This window comes from Pseudomonas sp. NFR02 (assembly GCF_900119375.1).
Classification (GTDB): domain Bacteria; phylum Pseudomonadota; class Gammaproteobacteria; order Pseudomonadales; family Pseudomonadaceae; genus Aquipseudomonas; species Aquipseudomonas paracarnis.
The window spans coordinates 93,829-109,107 of the sequence record NZ_FPJJ01000003.1; the positions used below are offsets into that span (position 1 = coordinate 93,829).

A 15,279-nucleotide genomic window follows, 5' to 3' on the forward strand; every position below is an offset into this window, starting at 1 on the left:
CGAAACGGAAGCCCGTCCCCATGAGTGACAGTACCCAGCGCATGGCCAGTGATATCGATCAGATGACCGAAGTGGCGATGCTCTATTACCTTGAGAACGTCACTCAGGAGGCCATTGCCAAGCGTTTTGACCTGTCGCGGGCAAAAGTCAGCCGCCTGCTCAAGCGTGCGCGCGATGAAGGGATTGTCGAGGTGCGCGTGCTGCAGCACCCGGCAATGAACAACGAGCTGGAACGGGCACTGGTGGAGCGCTTCAAGCTCGACCGCGCCTTGATCGCGGTCGACCACAGCGACCCCGACACCCAGCGCTCGGCGGTCGCCAGCCTGGTGGCCAACTACCTCAACAAGACCCTGAGTGATGGGATGATCGTTGCCGTGGGCATGGGGCGTAACGTCGGCGCGGTGGCCGATAACGTGTTTCTGCCGGTGACCCGCAACTGCACCTTCGTGTGTGCCATCGGCGGTTCGCTCAAGGCCGGTGAATACATGAACCCTGACCACATCTGCCGGCGTCTGGCCCTGCGCTTTGGGGGCGAAAGTGAAAGCCTCTACGCCCCAGCGCTGGTGGCCAACCCCGAGCTGCGCGGGGTGCTGATCAACAACGACACGGTGCGCTCCACCCTTGACCGCGCACGCCGCGCTGACATTGCCTTGATCGGCATCGGCGACATGAGCGAGAACAGCAACATGGTGCGCATGGGCTGGTTCTCGCCCCAGGAAATCGCCCAGGCGCGCCTGTCTGGCACTGTGGGCGACATGATGGGCTATGACTTTATCGACATTCACGGCCAGCCGGCGGTCAACGCCATCCAGGGGCGGGTGATCGGGTTGACGGTGCAGGAGCTGTTTCGCATCCCGGACGTGGTGGCGATTGCCAGTGAGAACACCAAGGCGGCGGCGACCTTGGGGGCGTTGCGCTCGGGAGTGATCAATACGCTGGCGACCACCGTCACCAACGCCCACACCATCCTGGCGCTGGACGATGCCACTCGTAAAACCTGATACAGATTGTTCCCACGCTCCAGCGTGGGAACGCATCCTGTGACGCTCCGCGTCACCCTTGCGCGGGTGGGACGCGGAGCGTCAAAGGCGGCATTCCCACGCAGAGCGTGGGAACGATCAACACCCAGGTGTCTGCATCGCAGGCAAGCCAGCTCCCACAAGTATTGGTGTGCTTCTGATAGGGGCTACAGGTTTTGTAATAGTTTTGCGCTGTAGGAAATTTGTATTTCAAATGTAGGATTCAAGTCCTTTTGTCATTTCAGGACTTGCATGAACACCCTCTCGGAGCCTCCCAGTCGTCTTTCCCCAAGACAACCGCTGTCGCTGTTCCCGCTGAAGCACCCCGTATTCCGTCAACTAACCTTGTCTCGGTCGTATGACCGCACTTTGCCGTGCCCGGCGTTCTGAACACTTTAAAGACAGAGAATTTATAAATGGAATGGTTAGCGGATCCTACGGCCTGGCTCGGCCTTGCGACCTTGATTGTGCTGGAACTGGTGCTGGGTATCGACAACCTGGTGTTTATCGCGATCCTGGCGGACAAGCTGCCACCGGAGCAGCGTGACCGTGCACGTTTGATCGGTTTATCCCTGGCGCTGCTGATGCGCCTGGGCCTGTTGGCGAGTATTTCCTGGTTGGTGACCCTGACCCAGCCGCTGTTCGAGGTGTTCGACAAGAGCTTCTCGGGCCGTGACCTGATCATGCTGTTCGGCGGTATATTCCTGCTGTTCAAGGCCACCATGGAATTGCATGAGCGCCTTGAAGGCCATGTGGCGCAGCACAAGGGCAATGTGGCTTACGCGATGTTCTGGCCGATCGTCGCGCAAATCGTGGTGCTGGATGCGGTGTTCTCCCTCGATGCGGTGATTACCGCCGTGGGCATGGTCGACGAGCTGGCGGTGATGATGATCGCCGTGATCGTGTCCATCGGCCTGATGATCGTGGCGAGCAAGCCGCTGACCCGTTTCGTCAATGCGCACCCCACCGTGATCATGCTGTGCCTGGGCTTCCTGATGATGATCGGTTTCGCCCTGACCGCCGAAGGCCTGGGTTTCCATATTCCCAAAGGCTACCTGTACGCGGCCATTGGCTTCTCGATTCTGATCGAGGTGTTCAACCAGATCGCCCGAGCCCGTCGCAAGAAATCGGCGCAGGGCGTGTTGCCGGTGCGTGAGCGTACCGCCCATGCGGTGATGCGCTTGTTGGGCGGCCGCAGCCTGGCGGTGGAAGAGGTGGGTGAAGAGGTCGCCGACCTGCTGGGCGAGCCGGATGCTGCGCAGGGTCCGCTGTTTGACCGGCGCGAACGGGTGATGATCAGCGGTGTGCTGCAACTGGCCGAGCGGCCGATTCGCACCCTGATGACCCCAAGGGCCAAGGTTGACTGTATCGACCTGGCGGACGACCCCGAGACGACGCGTCTGAAACTGATGCACTCGTCCTACTCGCGTCTGCCGTTGATCCGTAACGGTGCAGTGGATGAGCCTTTGGGCTTTGTGCACAAGAAAGAGCTGCTCAAGGAATACCTGGCTGGCAACGAGCCGAACCTTGCGCACTTGGCGCGTCGGGCGATCAACCTGCTGGAAAGCTTTTCGATCCTCAACGCCCTGGAGCAGATGCGCCAGGAGTCCACCCACATCGCTTTCGTGATCAACGAATTCGGCGACTTCATGGGTGTATTGAGCATGACGGATATTCTGGAATCCATCGCCGGTGAATTGCCCGATGCCAGCGAAATCGAAGGGCCGGACATAGTCGAGGACGGCGATGGTTTCCGTGCCAATGGTGCCTTGAACCTCAACCTGCTGCGTCAGCGAACGGGCTTCAAGGCTGCGGCTACCGAGGACTATCAAACCTTGGCGGGGTTGGTGATGAGCCTGCTCGACCGCCTGCCGGCGGTGGGCGATAGCCTGGAGCATGAAGGCTGGCGTTTGACCGTGGCTGAAGTGGAAGAGCGCCGGGTGACGCAAGTGCACTTGCGCCCTTGCTCAGGTCATAACGGCTGAAGATGTCTTTTACGCACTGCTCTTGTTCTTCAACGGGGCCGAAGCCTTTGAGCCGTTCTACCACGGCCCCCTTCAGGTAGATCAGCAGCGTCGGGGTGCCCGTCACGTCAGGGTGCCTCGGCGTATGGGCGCAGTCGAGTGACAGGCTGACTATCCAGGGATGCTTCCACGCGGTCTGTTCGAATAAGTGGCATGCCTGCGCGCAAGCGGGGCAGTGCTCTGAAAAAAAAAGAATAAACACCGGGCGCGGTGTGTTCAGTACCCGATTGAACCCTTGGGCGCTGGAAATTCTGCGCGTGGCGACTCCCATGTTGATCCTCCTGCCTGCCGTGTTGGTTTTTGCTCACGCTAAGCCGGAGGGTCGTCACCGTCTACTGTCAACCTTCACAGGTGCGCGTCACTTGCACTCGACCCGTCTGGGTGCGCTGTAACACCGTTGTGGGGCGTTGCGTAGCACAGCCATACGACGGCGGCGCAACGCTTTTTTATCTCTGCAATCGCTATCACGCTGATCCCTAACGCATTTATTACCCCCATGGGTTTCCTCCAGCGTCTGTGGCACACTTTCTGCTGTCTATTCCGTTGTTACATACCAAGTTCCGGTATAGCGGAATACACAATCCCTGGAGTGCTTGTCATGCATCACCGACCTTCCGTATTCAAAGCGTGTGTTTTTCTCGTCGCTGCATCGGCTTCCTTCGCCAGCCTGGTGCAGGCGGCGGACAGCAAGCTCGATGATGTGCTCAAGCGTGGGCACTTGATCGTAGGTACAGGCAGTACCAATGCGCCGTGGCACTTCCAGGGAGCGGATGGCAAGTTGCAGGGATTTGATATCGACATCGGCCGCATCGTGGCCAAAGGCTTGTTCAATGACCCGAGCAAGGTGGAGTTTGTGGTGCAGTCGTCCGATGCACGTATTCCCAACCTGCTCACCGACAAGGTCGACATGAGCTGCCAGTTCATCACCGTCACCGCCAGCCGTGCGCAGCAGGTGGCCTTCACCCTGCCGTACTATCGGGAAGGCGTCGGCCTGCTGCTGCCCAACAACAGCAAGTACAAGGAAATCGAAGATCTCCAAGCCGCAGGTGATGACGTTACCGTTGCAGTGCTGCAAAACGTATACGCCGAAGAGTTGGTGCACCAGGCGCTGCCCAAGGCCAAGGTCGACCAGTACGACAGTGTCGACTTGATGTACCAGGCCGTGAACTCAGGCCGCGCCGATGCCGCCGCCACCGATCAGTCCTCGGTCAAATACCTGATGGTGCAGAACCCTGGCCGCTACCGCAGCCCCACCTACGCCTGGAGCCCGCAAACCTACGCCTGCGCGGTCAAGCGCGGCGACCAGGACTGGTTGAACTTCGTCAATACCGCGCTGCACGAAGCCATGACCGGTGTCGAGTTCCCCACCTATAAAGCCTCGTTCAAGCAGTGGTTTGGCGTGGATCTGCCAGAACCGGCGATTGGTTTTCCCGTGGAATTCAAGTGACCCGCAACCATAGGGGCGTGCCTGAACACGCCCCCTTCAGGTGCTGCTGACCATGAACTATCAGTTGAACTTTGCCGCCGTCTGGCGTGATTTCGACACCTTGCTGGCGGGGCTCGGCCTGGGGTTGCAGTTGGCGTTGCTGTCGATCGCCATCGGCTGCGTGATCGGCCTGTTGATGGCGTTTGCCATGCTCTCCAGGCACCGTGCGTTGCGTATTCTTGCCTCGGTGTATGTGACGGTGGTGCGCAACACCCCAATCCTGGTGTTGATCCTGTTGATCTACTTCGCCTTGCCCTCCCTGGGTATTCGCCTGGATAAGATTCCCTCGTTCATCATCACCCTGTCGCTGTATGCCGGCGCCTATCTCACCGAGGTATTCCGCGCAGGCCTGGTGAATATTCCCAAGGGCTTGCGGGAAGCCGGCCTGGCCATCGGCCTGGGGGAGTGGCGGATTCGCGCTTACATCACCGTGCCGGTGATGCTGCGCAACGTGCTGCCGGCGCTGTCGAACAACTTTATCTCGCTGTTCAAGGACACCTCCCTGGCCGCTGCGATCGCGGTGCCGGAGCTGACCTATTACGCCCGCAAGATCAACGTCGAAAGCTATCGGGTGATTGAAACCTGGCTGGTCACGACCGCGCTCTACGTGGCTGCCTGTTACCTGATTGCCATGCTGCTCCGTTACCTGGAACAGCGTTTGGCTATCCGTCGTTAAGGAAGGGTCCCATGTACGAATCCCCCAGTTGGCTGCATGAATTGTGGATCGCCCGCGAGACCCTTTGGGCTGGCTTCCAGGCCAGCGTGGCGGTCTCGGCGCTGGCGATTGTCTTTGGCACCCTGATCGGCATCGTCGCCGGGTTGATCCTCACCTACGGCAAATTCTGGATGCGCGCGCCGTTCCGTCTGTATGTCGATTTGATCCGTGGCACGCCGGTGTTTGTACTGGTGTTGGCGTGTTTCTACATGCTGCCGGCCCTTGGCTGGCAAATCAGTGCGTTCCAGGCCGGTGCGGTCGGGCTCACCTTGTTCTGTGGCTCCCATGTATCGGAAATCGTGCGCGGCGCGCTGCAAGCCATTCCCCGTGGGCAAATGGAAGCGGGTAAGGCGATTGGCCTGACGTTTTATCAGTCCCTGGGCTACGTGCTGTTGCCCCAGGCGCTGCGGCAGATTTTGCCGACCTGGGTCAATTCCTCCACGGAAATTGTCAAGGCTTCCACCTTGCTGTCGGTGATCGGCGTGGCCGAATTGCTGCTAAGTACCCAGCAGGTGATCGCGCGCACCTTCATGACCCTGGAGTTCTACCTGTTCGCCGGTTTTCTGTTCTTTGTCATCAACTACGCCATCGAATTATTCGGGCGCTACATTGAAAAACGGGTGGCCTTGCCATGAACCAAGCTCAAACCAACCCAGCGCTGCTGGACATTCGTGGCCTGCGTAAACAATACGGCCAGGTGGAAGTGCTCAAGGGCGTCGACCTGTCCATGCAGCGCGGCAATGTGGTGACGTTGATCGGCTCCAGCGGCTCGGGCAAGACCACCTTGCTGCGCTGCGTGAACCTGCTGGAGGAGTTCCAGGGCGGGCAGATCACCCTGGATGGCGAGTCCATTGGTTACAGCGATGTTGGCGGCAAGCGCGTACGCCACCCGGAGCGGGTGATCGCCCAGCACCGCGCAATGACCGGCATGGCGTTCCAGCAATTCAACCTGTTCCCGCACCTGACTGCGCTGCAGAACGTTACCCTCGGCTTGCTCAAGGTCAAGAAGATGGGCAAGGATGAAGCGGTAGCCCTGGCCGAAAAATGGTTGGACCGCGTCGGCCTGCTGGAACGCCGCAATCACTTTCCCGGCCAATTGTCCGGCGGCCAGCAACAACGTGTGGCCATTGCCCGGGCCATTGCCATGAACCCCAGCCTGATGCTGTTCGATGAAGTCACCTCGGCCCTCGACCCGGAGTTGGTGGGCGAAGTGCTCAGCGTGATCAAGGGGCTGGCGGAGGAGGGCATGACCATGTTGTTGGTCACCCACGAGATGCGCTTTGCCTATGAAGTTTCGGACCAGATAGTGTTCATGAACCAGGGCCGCATTGAAGAGCAGGGCAGCGCGAAAGATATATTCGAGCGGCCGCAGTCGCCGCGACTGGCGGAATTTCTCAAGAACATTCGTTTTTAACAAGGAGCAACTATATGAGCATTACTCGTTACGGCACCGGCAGCACCGCAGGTGGCGGCCAGCCACGCCCGTTCGCCCGCGCTGTGGAAGCCGATGGCTGGCTGTACGTGTCGGGCCAGGTACCTGCGGTGGACGGTGAAATCATCAACGGCGGCATCATCGAGCAAACCCGCCAGACGATGCGCAACGTGGTGGCGATCCTCGAAGAGGCCGGCTACGAGCTCAAGGATGTGGTTCGGGTGGGCGTATGGTTGGAAGACCCACGGGACTTCTGGAGCTTCAACAAGGTGTTCGGCGAATACTTCACCCCGGAACACGCCCCGGCGCGTGCCTGTGTGCAGGCCAATATGATGGTCGATTGCAAGGTCGAGATTGATTGCGTGGCCTACAAGAAAAAGGCCTAACTGATCATTCCCACACTCTGCGTGGGAATACCGCCTTGGACGCTCTGCGTCCGCGCTTGTGACGCAGAGCGTCACCGCATGCATGCCCACGCAGAGCGTGGGAACGATCATCTGGAACGGGACCGAGTACTGCCATGACCGAAGATACCATCAAACGCCGCGCCAAAGGCCTGGACCGTGCGTTCGATATCCTCGATTTTCTCAAGGAAATCGGCCAGCCCCTGCGCCCGAATGATATTGCCAGCGGCATCGGCAGCCCCAAATCCACGGTCTACGAACTGGTGGCGTCGTTGCTGGAGCGGCGCATCCTGGAAACCGTGGGCAAGGAAGGCCACGTGTACCTGGGGCGTCAGCTGTATTTCCTTGGCCAGGCACACTTGCGTCACTTTGACCTGACCCGCGAGGCCGACCACGCCTTGCAGGAGATCGTCAGCCAGACCCACGAAACCGCACAGATGTGCCTGCTCAACGGGCGCAAATACACGGTAGCGCTGATGCGCGAGGGCCAGCGGCATTTCCGTATTTCTTCGGATATCGGTGAAAACGCCCCCATTCCCTGGACCGCCTCGGGGCGCTTGTTGCTGGGGCATTTGAGCGATCAGCAGATCGTCGACCTGATCGACCCCGACGATTTCATCCTGCCGGACGGCCTGCGCCTGCCGCTGGACACCTTCCTGGCGCAGATCCGCCAGGCCAGCCTGGATGGGTTCTTCTCCTTCGACAGTGTGGCCGACACCTTCACCCATTGTTTTGCCGCCCCGGTGCGCGATGCCCAGGGCATCAGCATCGCGACTCTGTGCATCGTCGCCCCCCGGGCTGATGCGAGTAAAAACTACCACGACTATCGCCGGGTACTGATCGACAGTGCCAACAGCCTGGCCCGGCGCATCAACGAATAGGAGTTTTCCATGTCTGCCCTCAACGCCGTTGAAAAAGGTGCCGCTGCCGTCGGTGCCCATTTGGTTCGCGATGTCAGCCTGCCGGCCCTGGTGCTGCACCGTGACGCCCTGGAACATAACATCCGCTGGATGCAGGACTTTGTCCGCAGCAGCGGCGCCGAGCTGGCGCCCCACGGCAAGACCAGCATGATGCCCGCGCTGTTCCAGCGCCAGATCGCCGCCGGTGCCTGGGGCATCACCCTGGCTACCGCCGTGCAGACCCGCGCCGCCTACGCCAGCGGCGTGCGTCGCGTGCTGATGGCCAACCAACTGGTGGGCGCAGCGAACATGGCCTTGATCGCGGACCTGCTGGCCGACAAGGATTTTGACTTTCATTGCATGGTCGATCACCCGGACAACGTTGCCGACCTGGGCCTGTTCTTCGCCGCCCGTGGTCAGCGCCTCAATGTGATGATCGAGTATGGCGTGGTCGGTGGCCGGTGCGGCTGTCGCAGCGAGCAGCAAGTGCGCGACCTGGCCAAGGCGGTCCAGGCCCAGCCGGCCTTGGCCCTCACCGGTATCGAGGGTTACGAAGGCGTGATCCACGGCGAGCACGCCATCAGTGGTATCCGCGCCTTCGCCGCCAGCCTGGTGAGCCTGGCGGTCGAGCTGCAAGACAGCGGCCTGTTCGACCTGCCCACGCCGATCATCACCGCATCGGGCTCGGCCTGGTACGACCTGATCGCCGAGTCGTTCGAAACGCAGAACGCCGCCGGCCGTTTCCTCAGCGTGTTGCGCCCAGGCAGTTACGTGGCCCACGACCATGGCATCTACAAAGAGGCGCAGTGCTGTGTACTCGAACGCCGCAGCGACCTCAACGAGGGCCTGCGCCCGGCAATGGAAGTCTGGGCGCATGTGCAGTCGTTGCCGGAGCCTGGTTTTGCGGTGGTTGCCCTGGGCAAGCGCGACGTGGCCTACGACGCCGGTTTGCCGGTGCCACTCAAGCGCTACAAGGCCGGGATCGTGCCGGCGCAAGGTGATGATGTGAGCGGGTGCAAGGTCACGGCGGTAATGGACCAGCATGCGTTCATGACTGTGGCACCGGAGGTGGAATTGCGTATTGGCGACATCATTTCCTTTGGTACGTCCCACCCTTGCCTGACCTTTGATAAATGGCAGGTGGGGTGCCTGGTGGATGAGCAGTTGCAGGTGGTCGAGTCTCTGCGTACCTGCTTCTAGACCGCGTCCTTCGCGAGCAAGCCCGCTCCCACATTCGACTGCATTCCTTCAGTTGAAAGAGGGTCAACTGTGGGAGCGGGCTTGCTCGCGAAGGGGCCATCAGCCACACCAGAGAGCAAAGCCATGAACACCCACCCCCGCATCGCCCTCATCGGCGAATGCATGATCGAACTGCAACACCGCGCCGACGGCAGCCTGCACCAGAGCTTCGGCGGCGACACCCTGAACACTGCGGTGTACCTGCGTCGCGAGCTGGGCGATGCCGGCAGCGTTGACTACGTCACCGCCCTGGGCGATGACAGCTTCAGCGATGCCATGTGCGAGCATTGGCACGCCGAAGGCCTTGGCCTGGGCAGGGTCCAGCGTCTGCCTGGGCGCCTGCCGGGCTTGTATTGCATCCAGACTGATGCCCAGGGCGAACGTAAATTCCTCTACTGGCGCAACGAAGCGGCCGTGCGCGACTGCTTCACCACGCCTGCCGCCGAGCCGGTCCTGGCGGCATTGCCGGGCTATGACGTGGTGTATTTCAGTGGCATTACCCTGGCGGTGCTGGGAGACATCGGGCGTGAGCGCTTACTGCAGGCGCTGATCGAAGCCCGCCAGCGTGGCGCCAAGGTGGTGTTCGATAACAACTACCGGCCCCGGCTGTGGGCCGATGTGCAAACGGCCCGTGAGGCGTATCGCAGGGTGTTGGCCGCAGTGGACATTGCCTTGCTCACCGAGGATGACGAACGCGCGTTGTTCGGCTATGAGGATAGCGAGCAGGTGTTTGCGGCGTATCCCTCGATTGCAGAAGTGGTGCTCAAGCGGGGAGCGGATGCGTGCTTGATTCGTTGCGCGGGCGAGCGCTTTGCGGTGCCGGCGTTGAAAGTGGAGAAGGTGGTGGACACCACGGCGGCGGGGGATTCGTTCAGTGCGGCGTATCTGGCCAGTCGGCTCAACGGTGGTTCGCCCCAAGACGCCGCACTGGCGGGGCATCGGTTGGCGAGCCGGGTGATTCAGGTGCCGGGGGCGCTGATACCGAGATGATCACTGATCGTTCCCACGCGTGGGAACGATCGGACTGAAGCCATCCACTCAATCGCGGTAAAACACCTGCACCAGGTGATAGCCAAACTTGCTCTTGATCGGCCCGTGCACCACCTTCACCGGTTTCTTGAAGATCACCGCATCAATCGCCCCCACCATCTGCCCGGGCCGCACTTCGCCCAGGTCACCACCGCGTTTGCCCGACGGGCAGGTGGAGTACTTCTTGGCCAGCACATCAAAGGCTTCGCCTTTGGCAATACGCTGCTTGAGTTGTTCGGCTTCTTCGCTGGTTTTCACCAGGATATGACGGGCTTGGGCTTTCATGGGGCTCTACCAGCTGTGCGACGGCGCGCGATTATGCCTGAACTCAGGCCTCGACGCCGATCATGCTACGGATTTTGTTGGCCAACAGGTCAATGGAAAAAGGCTTGGCGACCATGTCCATGCCGTCCTCCAGGAACCCCTGGCGTTCGGCGGCTTTCTCGGCATAACCGGTCATGAACAGCACGCGCAGGCCGGGGCGATGCTGGCGGGCGATTTCCGCCAGTTGCCGGCCGTTCATGCCGGGCAAGCCAACGTCGGTCACCAGCAAGTCCACGCGCAAATCCGATTCCAGCAACGGCAGCGCCGCACGCGCATCCGCCGCCTGGTGAGCGGTATAGCCCAGTTCGTCGAGTACATTGACCACCAGCATACGCACCGCCGGGTCGTCCTCGACCACCACCACCGCTTCACCGGCCAGGGCCACGGGGGCTTCGGTCAGGCTGGTAGGCAGGCTGCTTTCCAGTGCGGTGCCATACAAACGCGGCAGGTACAGGCGCACGCAGGTGCCCTGGCCCGGTTCGCTCTGGATGGTCACGTGGCCGCCGGATTGCTGGGCAAAACCGTAGATCATCGACAACCCAAGGCCAGTGCCTTGGCCGATGGGTTTGGTGGTGAAGAACGGGTCGAACGCCTTGGCGAGGATTTTCGGCGCCATGCCGCTGCCGTTGTCGCTCACGCCAAGCATCACATAGTCGCCAGCCTTGACCGGTTCCAGGGTGGTGATGTCGGTGCCGTCCAGGTAACTGTTGGCGGTTTCGATCAGCAGCTCGCCGCCGTCGGGCATGGCGTCGCGGGCGTTGATCACCAGGTTGAGCAGGGCGTTTTCCAATTGGCTGGCATCGGTGTTCACCGGCCAGGTGTCCTTGCCCAGTTTTACCTTGAGTTCGATATGCGCGCCCTTGGTGCGCCGGAACAGGTCTTCCAGGGACGCCACCAGTTGGTTGGGGTCGGTGGGGCGACGGTCCAGCGACTGGCGTCGCGAGAACGCCAGCAGCCGGTGGGTGAGGGCGGCGGCGCGATGGGCGGAGGACACGGCGGCATCGGCAAAACGGCCGATATCGTCGCTGCGTCCGGCGGCAATGTAACGCTGCATCAGGTCGAGGCTGCCGATGATGCCGGTGAGCATGTTGTTGAAGTCATGGGCGATACCGCCGGTGAGCTGGCCGACCGCTTCCATCTTCTGCGCATGGCGCAGGGCATCTTCGGCACGCTCGCGCTCGAACATCTCGTTTTGCAGGCGCTGGTTGGCTTCGGCCAGCGCCTGGGTGCGCTGGGCCACGCGTTCTTCAAGGTTCTCGTTGAGGTGGCGCAGGGCTTCTTCGGTGAGCTTGCGTTCGGTCTCGTCGATCACAAAGATGTAGAAACCATTCACTGAGCCGTCACTGCTAAAGCGCGGCAGGTACTTCATCAGTGCATGGCGCGGGCGGCCATCGCGATGAGGCGTCACCGTCATGAAGCTGCACGCCTTGCCCTTGAGCGCGGCGGCAATCTTGTCTGCGCGCCCGGCATACACCTCGTCGCCAAGTACTTCGCGGATGGTTTTGCCGTACAGCTCCTGGGGCGTCTTGCCGTACCAGTCCAGGTAAGCGCTGTTGTTGAGGCGAAAGCGCTGGTCGTGGTCAACGTAGCCGATCAACACCGGCATGGCGTTGATGATCAGTTGCAGCTCAGTCTGGCTCTGGCGCAGGGCTTGCTCGGTGTTTTTACGCTCGGTGAGGTCCAGCGCGGCGCCGAGGAAACGCGCAGGCCGGCCCTGTTGATCCTTGTAGCAGCGGCCACGGGCGAACACCCAGCGCACCTGGCCGTCGGCTTGCAGCAAGCGATACTCCTCGGCGTATTCGGTGCCATGGGTAATGCAATGCTTGATGCTGCGCGTCACCGTTCCCCGGTCCTCAGGGTGCACACCATGCAGGTAGGCGCTGATGGGCAGCAGGCTCGAATCGTTGGGGTCGACGCCATGCAGGTAGGCGAAATGGGCGTCGGCGATGAAACGGTCTTCGCCGATATCCCAGTCCCAGGTGCCTACCGCGTCGGTGGCCGCCAGTGCCAGTTGCAGGCGCTGTTCGGTGTTGTGCTGGGCCTTGAGGCTGGCTTCGGAGCGCTGTTGCAGTTCGAGGGTTTTGCTGCGCCGCTCATTGGTTTCAATGGCCGTGACCAGGATGCCGGCCACCCGGCAGCTTTCATCGCGCACCGGGCTGTAGGTCAGGTCGAGCCATATCTCGGTGTCGCGGCCCTCGCGTTGCAGCACAAAGCGTTGCTCGCTGAAGGTGCGCACCTGGCCGCCGAGCACGGCGTCGTAGACCGGCGCGGCGAAGCTTTCCAGTTCGGGCCAAGTGTGGTGCGCCGGCTGGCCCAGAGCGCCGGGGTGCTTGCCGCCTATCAGGTGGGCAAAGCCATCGTTATAGAGTTGTATGAGGTGTGGGCCCCACAGCAGCACCATTGGCATGGGTGAATGCACGACGATATCGACAGCAGTGCGCAGGCTTTGCGGCCACTCACTGGCCTCACCGAGGGGGCTTTGCGCCCAGTCCAGCCGCCTGATCAATGCAGCGGCTTCGCTACCGGTGGATGTTCCATTCATAAAAAGCCCTGAGCCTGACGCTTTGAAAAATGACAACACCCATTGTCCCAAGGAACGACAACGGGTGGCTACCCCGGAAAAATAGCATGCCTTGAGGGTTTTTCTTCAAAACGCTGTGTCAGCGCTGAAACCTTTCATCTAATCGGCCAGCTCAGCTCTGTGGCGAAATTGCTCCAGTGCCTGGGGGTTGGCCAGGGCATCGGTGTTTTTCACCGGCTCGCCATGCACCACATTGCGCACCGCCAATTCGACGATTTTGCCGCTGATGGTGCGGGGGATATCCGTGACAGCGAGGATCTTCGCCGGCACGTGCCGCGGTGTGGTGTTGGCGCGAATCACCTGGCGGATCTGCTGTTGCAGCGCCTCGTCCAGTTCAATTCCATCATCCAGGCGCACAAACAGCACCACGCGCACGTCGTCCTGCCAGCGTTGACCGATGGCGAGGCTTTCCAGCACCTGCGGGACCTTTTCCACCTGGCGATAAATCTCGGCGGTGCCAATGCGCACGCCGCCGGGGTTGAGCACCGCATCGGAACGCCCGTGGATCAACAGGCTGCCGTTGGCGCGTTGCTCGGCATAGTCACCCTGTGCCCACACGCCGGGGAACTGGCTGAAATACGAGGCGCGCAGTTTTTGCTGTTGCGGGTCATTCCACAGCCCGATGGGCATGGCAGGGAAGTGCCGGGTGCACACCAGTTCGCCTTTCTCCCCGATCAGGGGCCGGCCCTGGTCGTCCCACACTTCGATGGCCATGGCCAGGCTCTTGCACTGCATTTCACCGCGCCGTACCGGCAGCACCGGGTTGCCGATCACAAAGCAGGAGACAATGTCGGTGCCACCGGACATCGAGGACAGGCACAGCTCAGCCTTGATCTCGCGGTACACGTAGTCGTAACTCTGGGGCGACAACGGCGAGCCGGTCGAAATCAGACCCTTGAGGCTGCCCAGGTCGTGGCTCAGGCGCGGCTGCAACCCGGATTTTTCCAGGGTGGTGAGGAATTTGGGGCTGGTGCCGAACACGCTGATTTTTTCCGCATCGATCAGGTCGATCAAGCGTTCGGGGCGGGGATGGAACGGCGAGCCATCGTACAGCACCGCGGTGGCGCCGATCGCCAGCACCGACACCAGCCAGTTCCACATCATCCAGCCGCAGGTGGTGTAGTAGAACAGGCAGTCCTCGCGGTTCAGGTCGGCATGCAGGCCGTGTTCCTTGAGGTGCGTCAGCAATACGCCGCCAGTGCCGTGGATGATGCACTTGGGGATGCCGGTGGTGCCGCTGGAATAGAGGATATACAGCGGGTGATCGAACGGCACCGCGACAAATTCCGGTTCGCCGCCGGCTTGGTAGAAGTCGTCCCACAGCGCGACGTGGGCGTGGGTGGCGTAGTCCCCAGTCTGCGCCTCGGGCTTGGCGTAAGGCACGATGATCAGCTGTTGCAGGGAGGGCAGGCGTTCAAGGATCTCATTGAGCTTGGCGCTCTGGTCGATGCGCTTGCCGGCATAGCGGTAGCCTGCGCAGGTGATCAGCACCTTGGGCTCGATCTGGCCGAAGCGGTCGATGACGCCCTGGGTGCCGAAATCTGGCGAGGAGCACGACCAGATCGCACCGAGGCTGGTGGTGGCGAGCATGCCGACCAGGGTTTGCCAGGTGTTGGGCATGCACGCGGCCACCCGGTCACCCAGGCCGACCCCTGCCGCCCGCAGGCTTTTTTGCAGGCCGGCCACGTGTTCCGCCAGCTGCGCATAGCTCAATTGTTCACGTCGGCCGTCTTCGCTGACAGCCACCACAGCAGGATGATCGTCGCGGCGGCGCAACAGGTGTTCGGCAAAGTTCAGGGTGGCGCCGGGAAACCATTGGGCGCTGGGCATCTCCACGTCTTCGATCAGGGTGACGCTGGGCGGGCTGCGAAACTGCACGTCAAAGAACGCGACAATCGCCTGCCAGAAGTCCGGGCGTTGGTCGATGCTCCATTGGTGCAGGGCGGGGTAGTCGTGGAGCTGCACGCCGTGGCGTTGGTTGATGAAGCGGCGGAACTGATCCATGCGCGTGTTGGCGATGCGTTCCGGGGAGGGTTGCCAGAGGATGTCGGACATAAGCTGCCTCTTCTCGTTCCCACGCTTCGCGTGGGAATGCCTGACTGGACGCTCTGCGTCCGCTTTTGGGGC

At 61.3% G+C, this 15,279-nt stretch carries 13 protein-coding genes and 1 pseudogene; 10 read left to right on the forward strand and 4 right to left on the reverse strand.

Annotated elements, in window-relative coordinates:
* Positions 1–20 precede the first annotated feature (20 nt).
* Both BT199_RS10890 and BT199_RS10895 read left to right on the forward strand, forming a co-directional pair.
* Positions 21–1,001 (forward strand): sugar-binding transcriptional regulator, encoded by a 981-nt coding sequence (locus BT199_RS10890; protein WP_034125745.1) that lies wholly within the window; start codon positions 21–23, stop codon positions 999–1,001.
* Between the two features lie 434 nt (positions 1,002–1,435).
* The gene (locus BT199_RS10895) at positions 1,436–3,004 is read left to right on the forward strand and encodes a TerC family protein (RefSeq protein ID WP_014718196.1); all 1,569 of its coding nucleotides are present in this window, start codon (positions 1,436–1,438) and stop codon (positions 3,002–3,004) included.
* A 37-nt stretch (positions 3,005–3,041) separates the two neighbouring features.
* Here BT199_RS10895 and BT199_RS10900 read toward each other — a convergent pair.
* Positions 3,042–3,314: pseudogene (locus BT199_RS10900) on the reverse strand (thioredoxin family protein); the annotation flags it as partial.
* Between the two features lie 327 nt (positions 3,315–3,641).
* Here BT199_RS10900 and BT199_RS10905 point away from each other — a divergent pair.
* From BT199_RS10905 to BT199_RS10940, 8 genes are all read left to right on the forward strand, one after another.
* Positions 3,642–4,490 (forward strand): transporter substrate-binding domain-containing protein, encoded by an 849-nt coding sequence (locus BT199_RS10905; protein ID WP_019817613.1) that lies wholly within the window; start codon positions 3,642–3,644, stop codon positions 4,488–4,490.
* Positions 4,491–4,542: 52 nt separating this feature from the next.
* Positions 4,543–5,205: an amino acid ABC transporter permease gene (locus BT199_RS10910; protein WP_019817612.1), complete on the forward strand. Its 663-nt coding sequence runs from the start codon at positions 4,543–4,545 to the stop codon at positions 5,203–5,205.
* Between the two features lie 11 nt (positions 5,206–5,216).
* Positions 5,217–5,879 carry an amino acid ABC transporter permease gene (locus BT199_RS10915; RefSeq protein WP_014718199.1) on the forward strand — a complete coding sequence of 221 codons (663 nt, stop codon included), beginning with the start codon at positions 5,217–5,219 and terminating at the stop codon, positions 5,877–5,879.
* Positions 5,876–6,658 (forward strand): amino acid ABC transporter ATP-binding protein, encoded by a 783-nt coding sequence (locus BT199_RS10920; RefSeq protein ID WP_020301585.1) that lies wholly within the window; start codon positions 5,876–5,878, stop codon positions 6,656–6,658. The genes BT199_RS10915 and BT199_RS10920 overlap by 4 nt, the downstream gene beginning before the upstream one ends.
* A 14-nt stretch (positions 6,659–6,672) precedes the next feature.
* Positions 6,673–7,062: a RidA family protein gene (locus BT199_RS10925; RefSeq protein WP_003191822.1), complete on the forward strand. Its 390-nt coding sequence runs from the start codon at positions 6,673–6,675 to the stop codon at positions 7,060–7,062.
* 134 nt (positions 7,063–7,196) lie between these two features.
* Positions 7,197–7,961: an IclR family transcriptional regulator gene (locus tag BT199_RS10930; protein WP_014718201.1), complete on the forward strand. Its 765-nt coding sequence runs from the start codon at positions 7,197–7,199 to the stop codon at positions 7,959–7,961.
* A gap of 9 nt (positions 7,962–7,970) precedes the next feature.
* A complete protein-coding gene (locus BT199_RS10935) occupies positions 7,971–9,179 on the forward strand; it encodes an amino acid deaminase (RefSeq protein ID WP_072434466.1) in 1,209 nt (402 codons plus the stop codon).
* A gap of 123 nt (positions 9,180–9,302) precedes the next feature.
* Positions 9,303–10,208, forward strand: a complete 906-nt coding sequence (locus tag BT199_RS10940; RefSeq protein WP_014718203.1) for a sugar kinase — start codon at positions 9,303–9,305, stop codon at positions 10,206–10,208.
* 48 nt (positions 10,209–10,256) lie between these two features.
* Here the strand turns inward: BT199_RS10940 and BT199_RS10945 are convergent, their stop codons facing one another.
* The 3 genes from BT199_RS10945 to BT199_RS10955 form a co-directional block, all read right to left on the reverse strand.
* A complete protein-coding gene (locus BT199_RS10945) occupies positions 10,257–10,532 on the reverse strand; it encodes a peptidylprolyl isomerase (protein ID WP_003174397.1) in 276 nt (91 codons plus the stop codon).
* A gap of 43 nt (positions 10,533–10,575) precedes the next feature.
* On the reverse strand, positions 10,576–13,113 hold the full coding sequence (locus BT199_RS10950; RefSeq protein ID WP_014718204.1) for a PAS domain-containing hybrid sensor histidine kinase/response regulator: 2,538 nt from the start codon (positions 13,111–13,113) through the stop codon (positions 10,576–10,578).
* A gap of 138 nt (positions 13,114–13,251) precedes the next feature.
* Entirely contained in the window at positions 13,252–15,207 is a 1,956-nt protein-coding gene (locus BT199_RS10955) for an acetoacetate--CoA ligase (protein WP_072434467.1), read from the reverse strand.
* Between the last annotated feature and the right edge of the window lie 72 nt (positions 15,208–15,279).

Bases quoted from the DNA above. Each gene is read 5' to 3' on its own strand.
- BT199_RS10890 (WP_034125745.1), top strand. From the start codon at position 21: ATGAGTGACAGTACCCAGCGCATGGCCAGTGATATCGATCAGATGACC.
- BT199_RS10895 (WP_014718196.1), top strand. From the start codon at position 1,436: ATGGAATGGTTAGCGGATCCTACGGCCTGGCTCGGCCTTGCGACCTTG.
- BT199_RS10905 (WP_019817613.1), top strand. From the start codon at position 3,642: ATGCATCACCGACCTTCCGTATTCAAAGCGTGTGTTTTTCTCGTCGCT.
- BT199_RS10910 (WP_019817612.1), top strand. From the start codon at position 4,543: ATGAACTATCAGTTGAACTTTGCCGCCGTCTGGCGTGATTTCGACACC.
- BT199_RS10915 (WP_014718199.1), top strand. From the start codon at position 5,217: ATGTACGAATCCCCCAGTTGGCTGCATGAATTGTGGATCGCCCGCGAG.
- BT199_RS10920 (WP_020301585.1), top strand. From the start codon at position 5,876: ATGAACCAAGCTCAAACCAACCCAGCGCTGCTGGACATTCGTGGCCTG.
- BT199_RS10925 (WP_003191822.1), top strand. From the start codon at position 6,673: ATGAGCATTACTCGTTACGGCACCGGCAGCACCGCAGGTGGCGGCCAG.
- BT199_RS10930 (WP_014718201.1), top strand. From the start codon at position 7,197: ATGACCGAAGATACCATCAAACGCCGCGCCAAAGGCCTGGACCGTGCG.
- BT199_RS10935 (WP_072434466.1), top strand. From the start codon at position 7,971: ATGTCTGCCCTCAACGCCGTTGAAAAAGGTGCCGCTGCCGTCGGTGCC.
- BT199_RS10940 (WP_014718203.1), top strand. From the start codon at position 9,303: ATGAACACCCACCCCCGCATCGCCCTCATCGGCGAATGCATGATCGAA.
- BT199_RS10945 (WP_003174397.1), bottom strand. From the start codon at position 10,532: ATGAAAGCCCAAGCCCGTCATATCCTGGTGAAAACCAGCGAAGAAGCC.
- BT199_RS10950 (WP_014718204.1), bottom strand. From the start codon at position 13,113: ATGAATGGAACATCCACCGGTAGCGAAGCCGCTGCATTGATCAGGCGG.
- BT199_RS10955 (WP_072434467.1), bottom strand. From the start codon at position 15,207: ATGTCCGACATCCTCTGGCAACCCTCCCCGGAACGCATCGCCAACACG.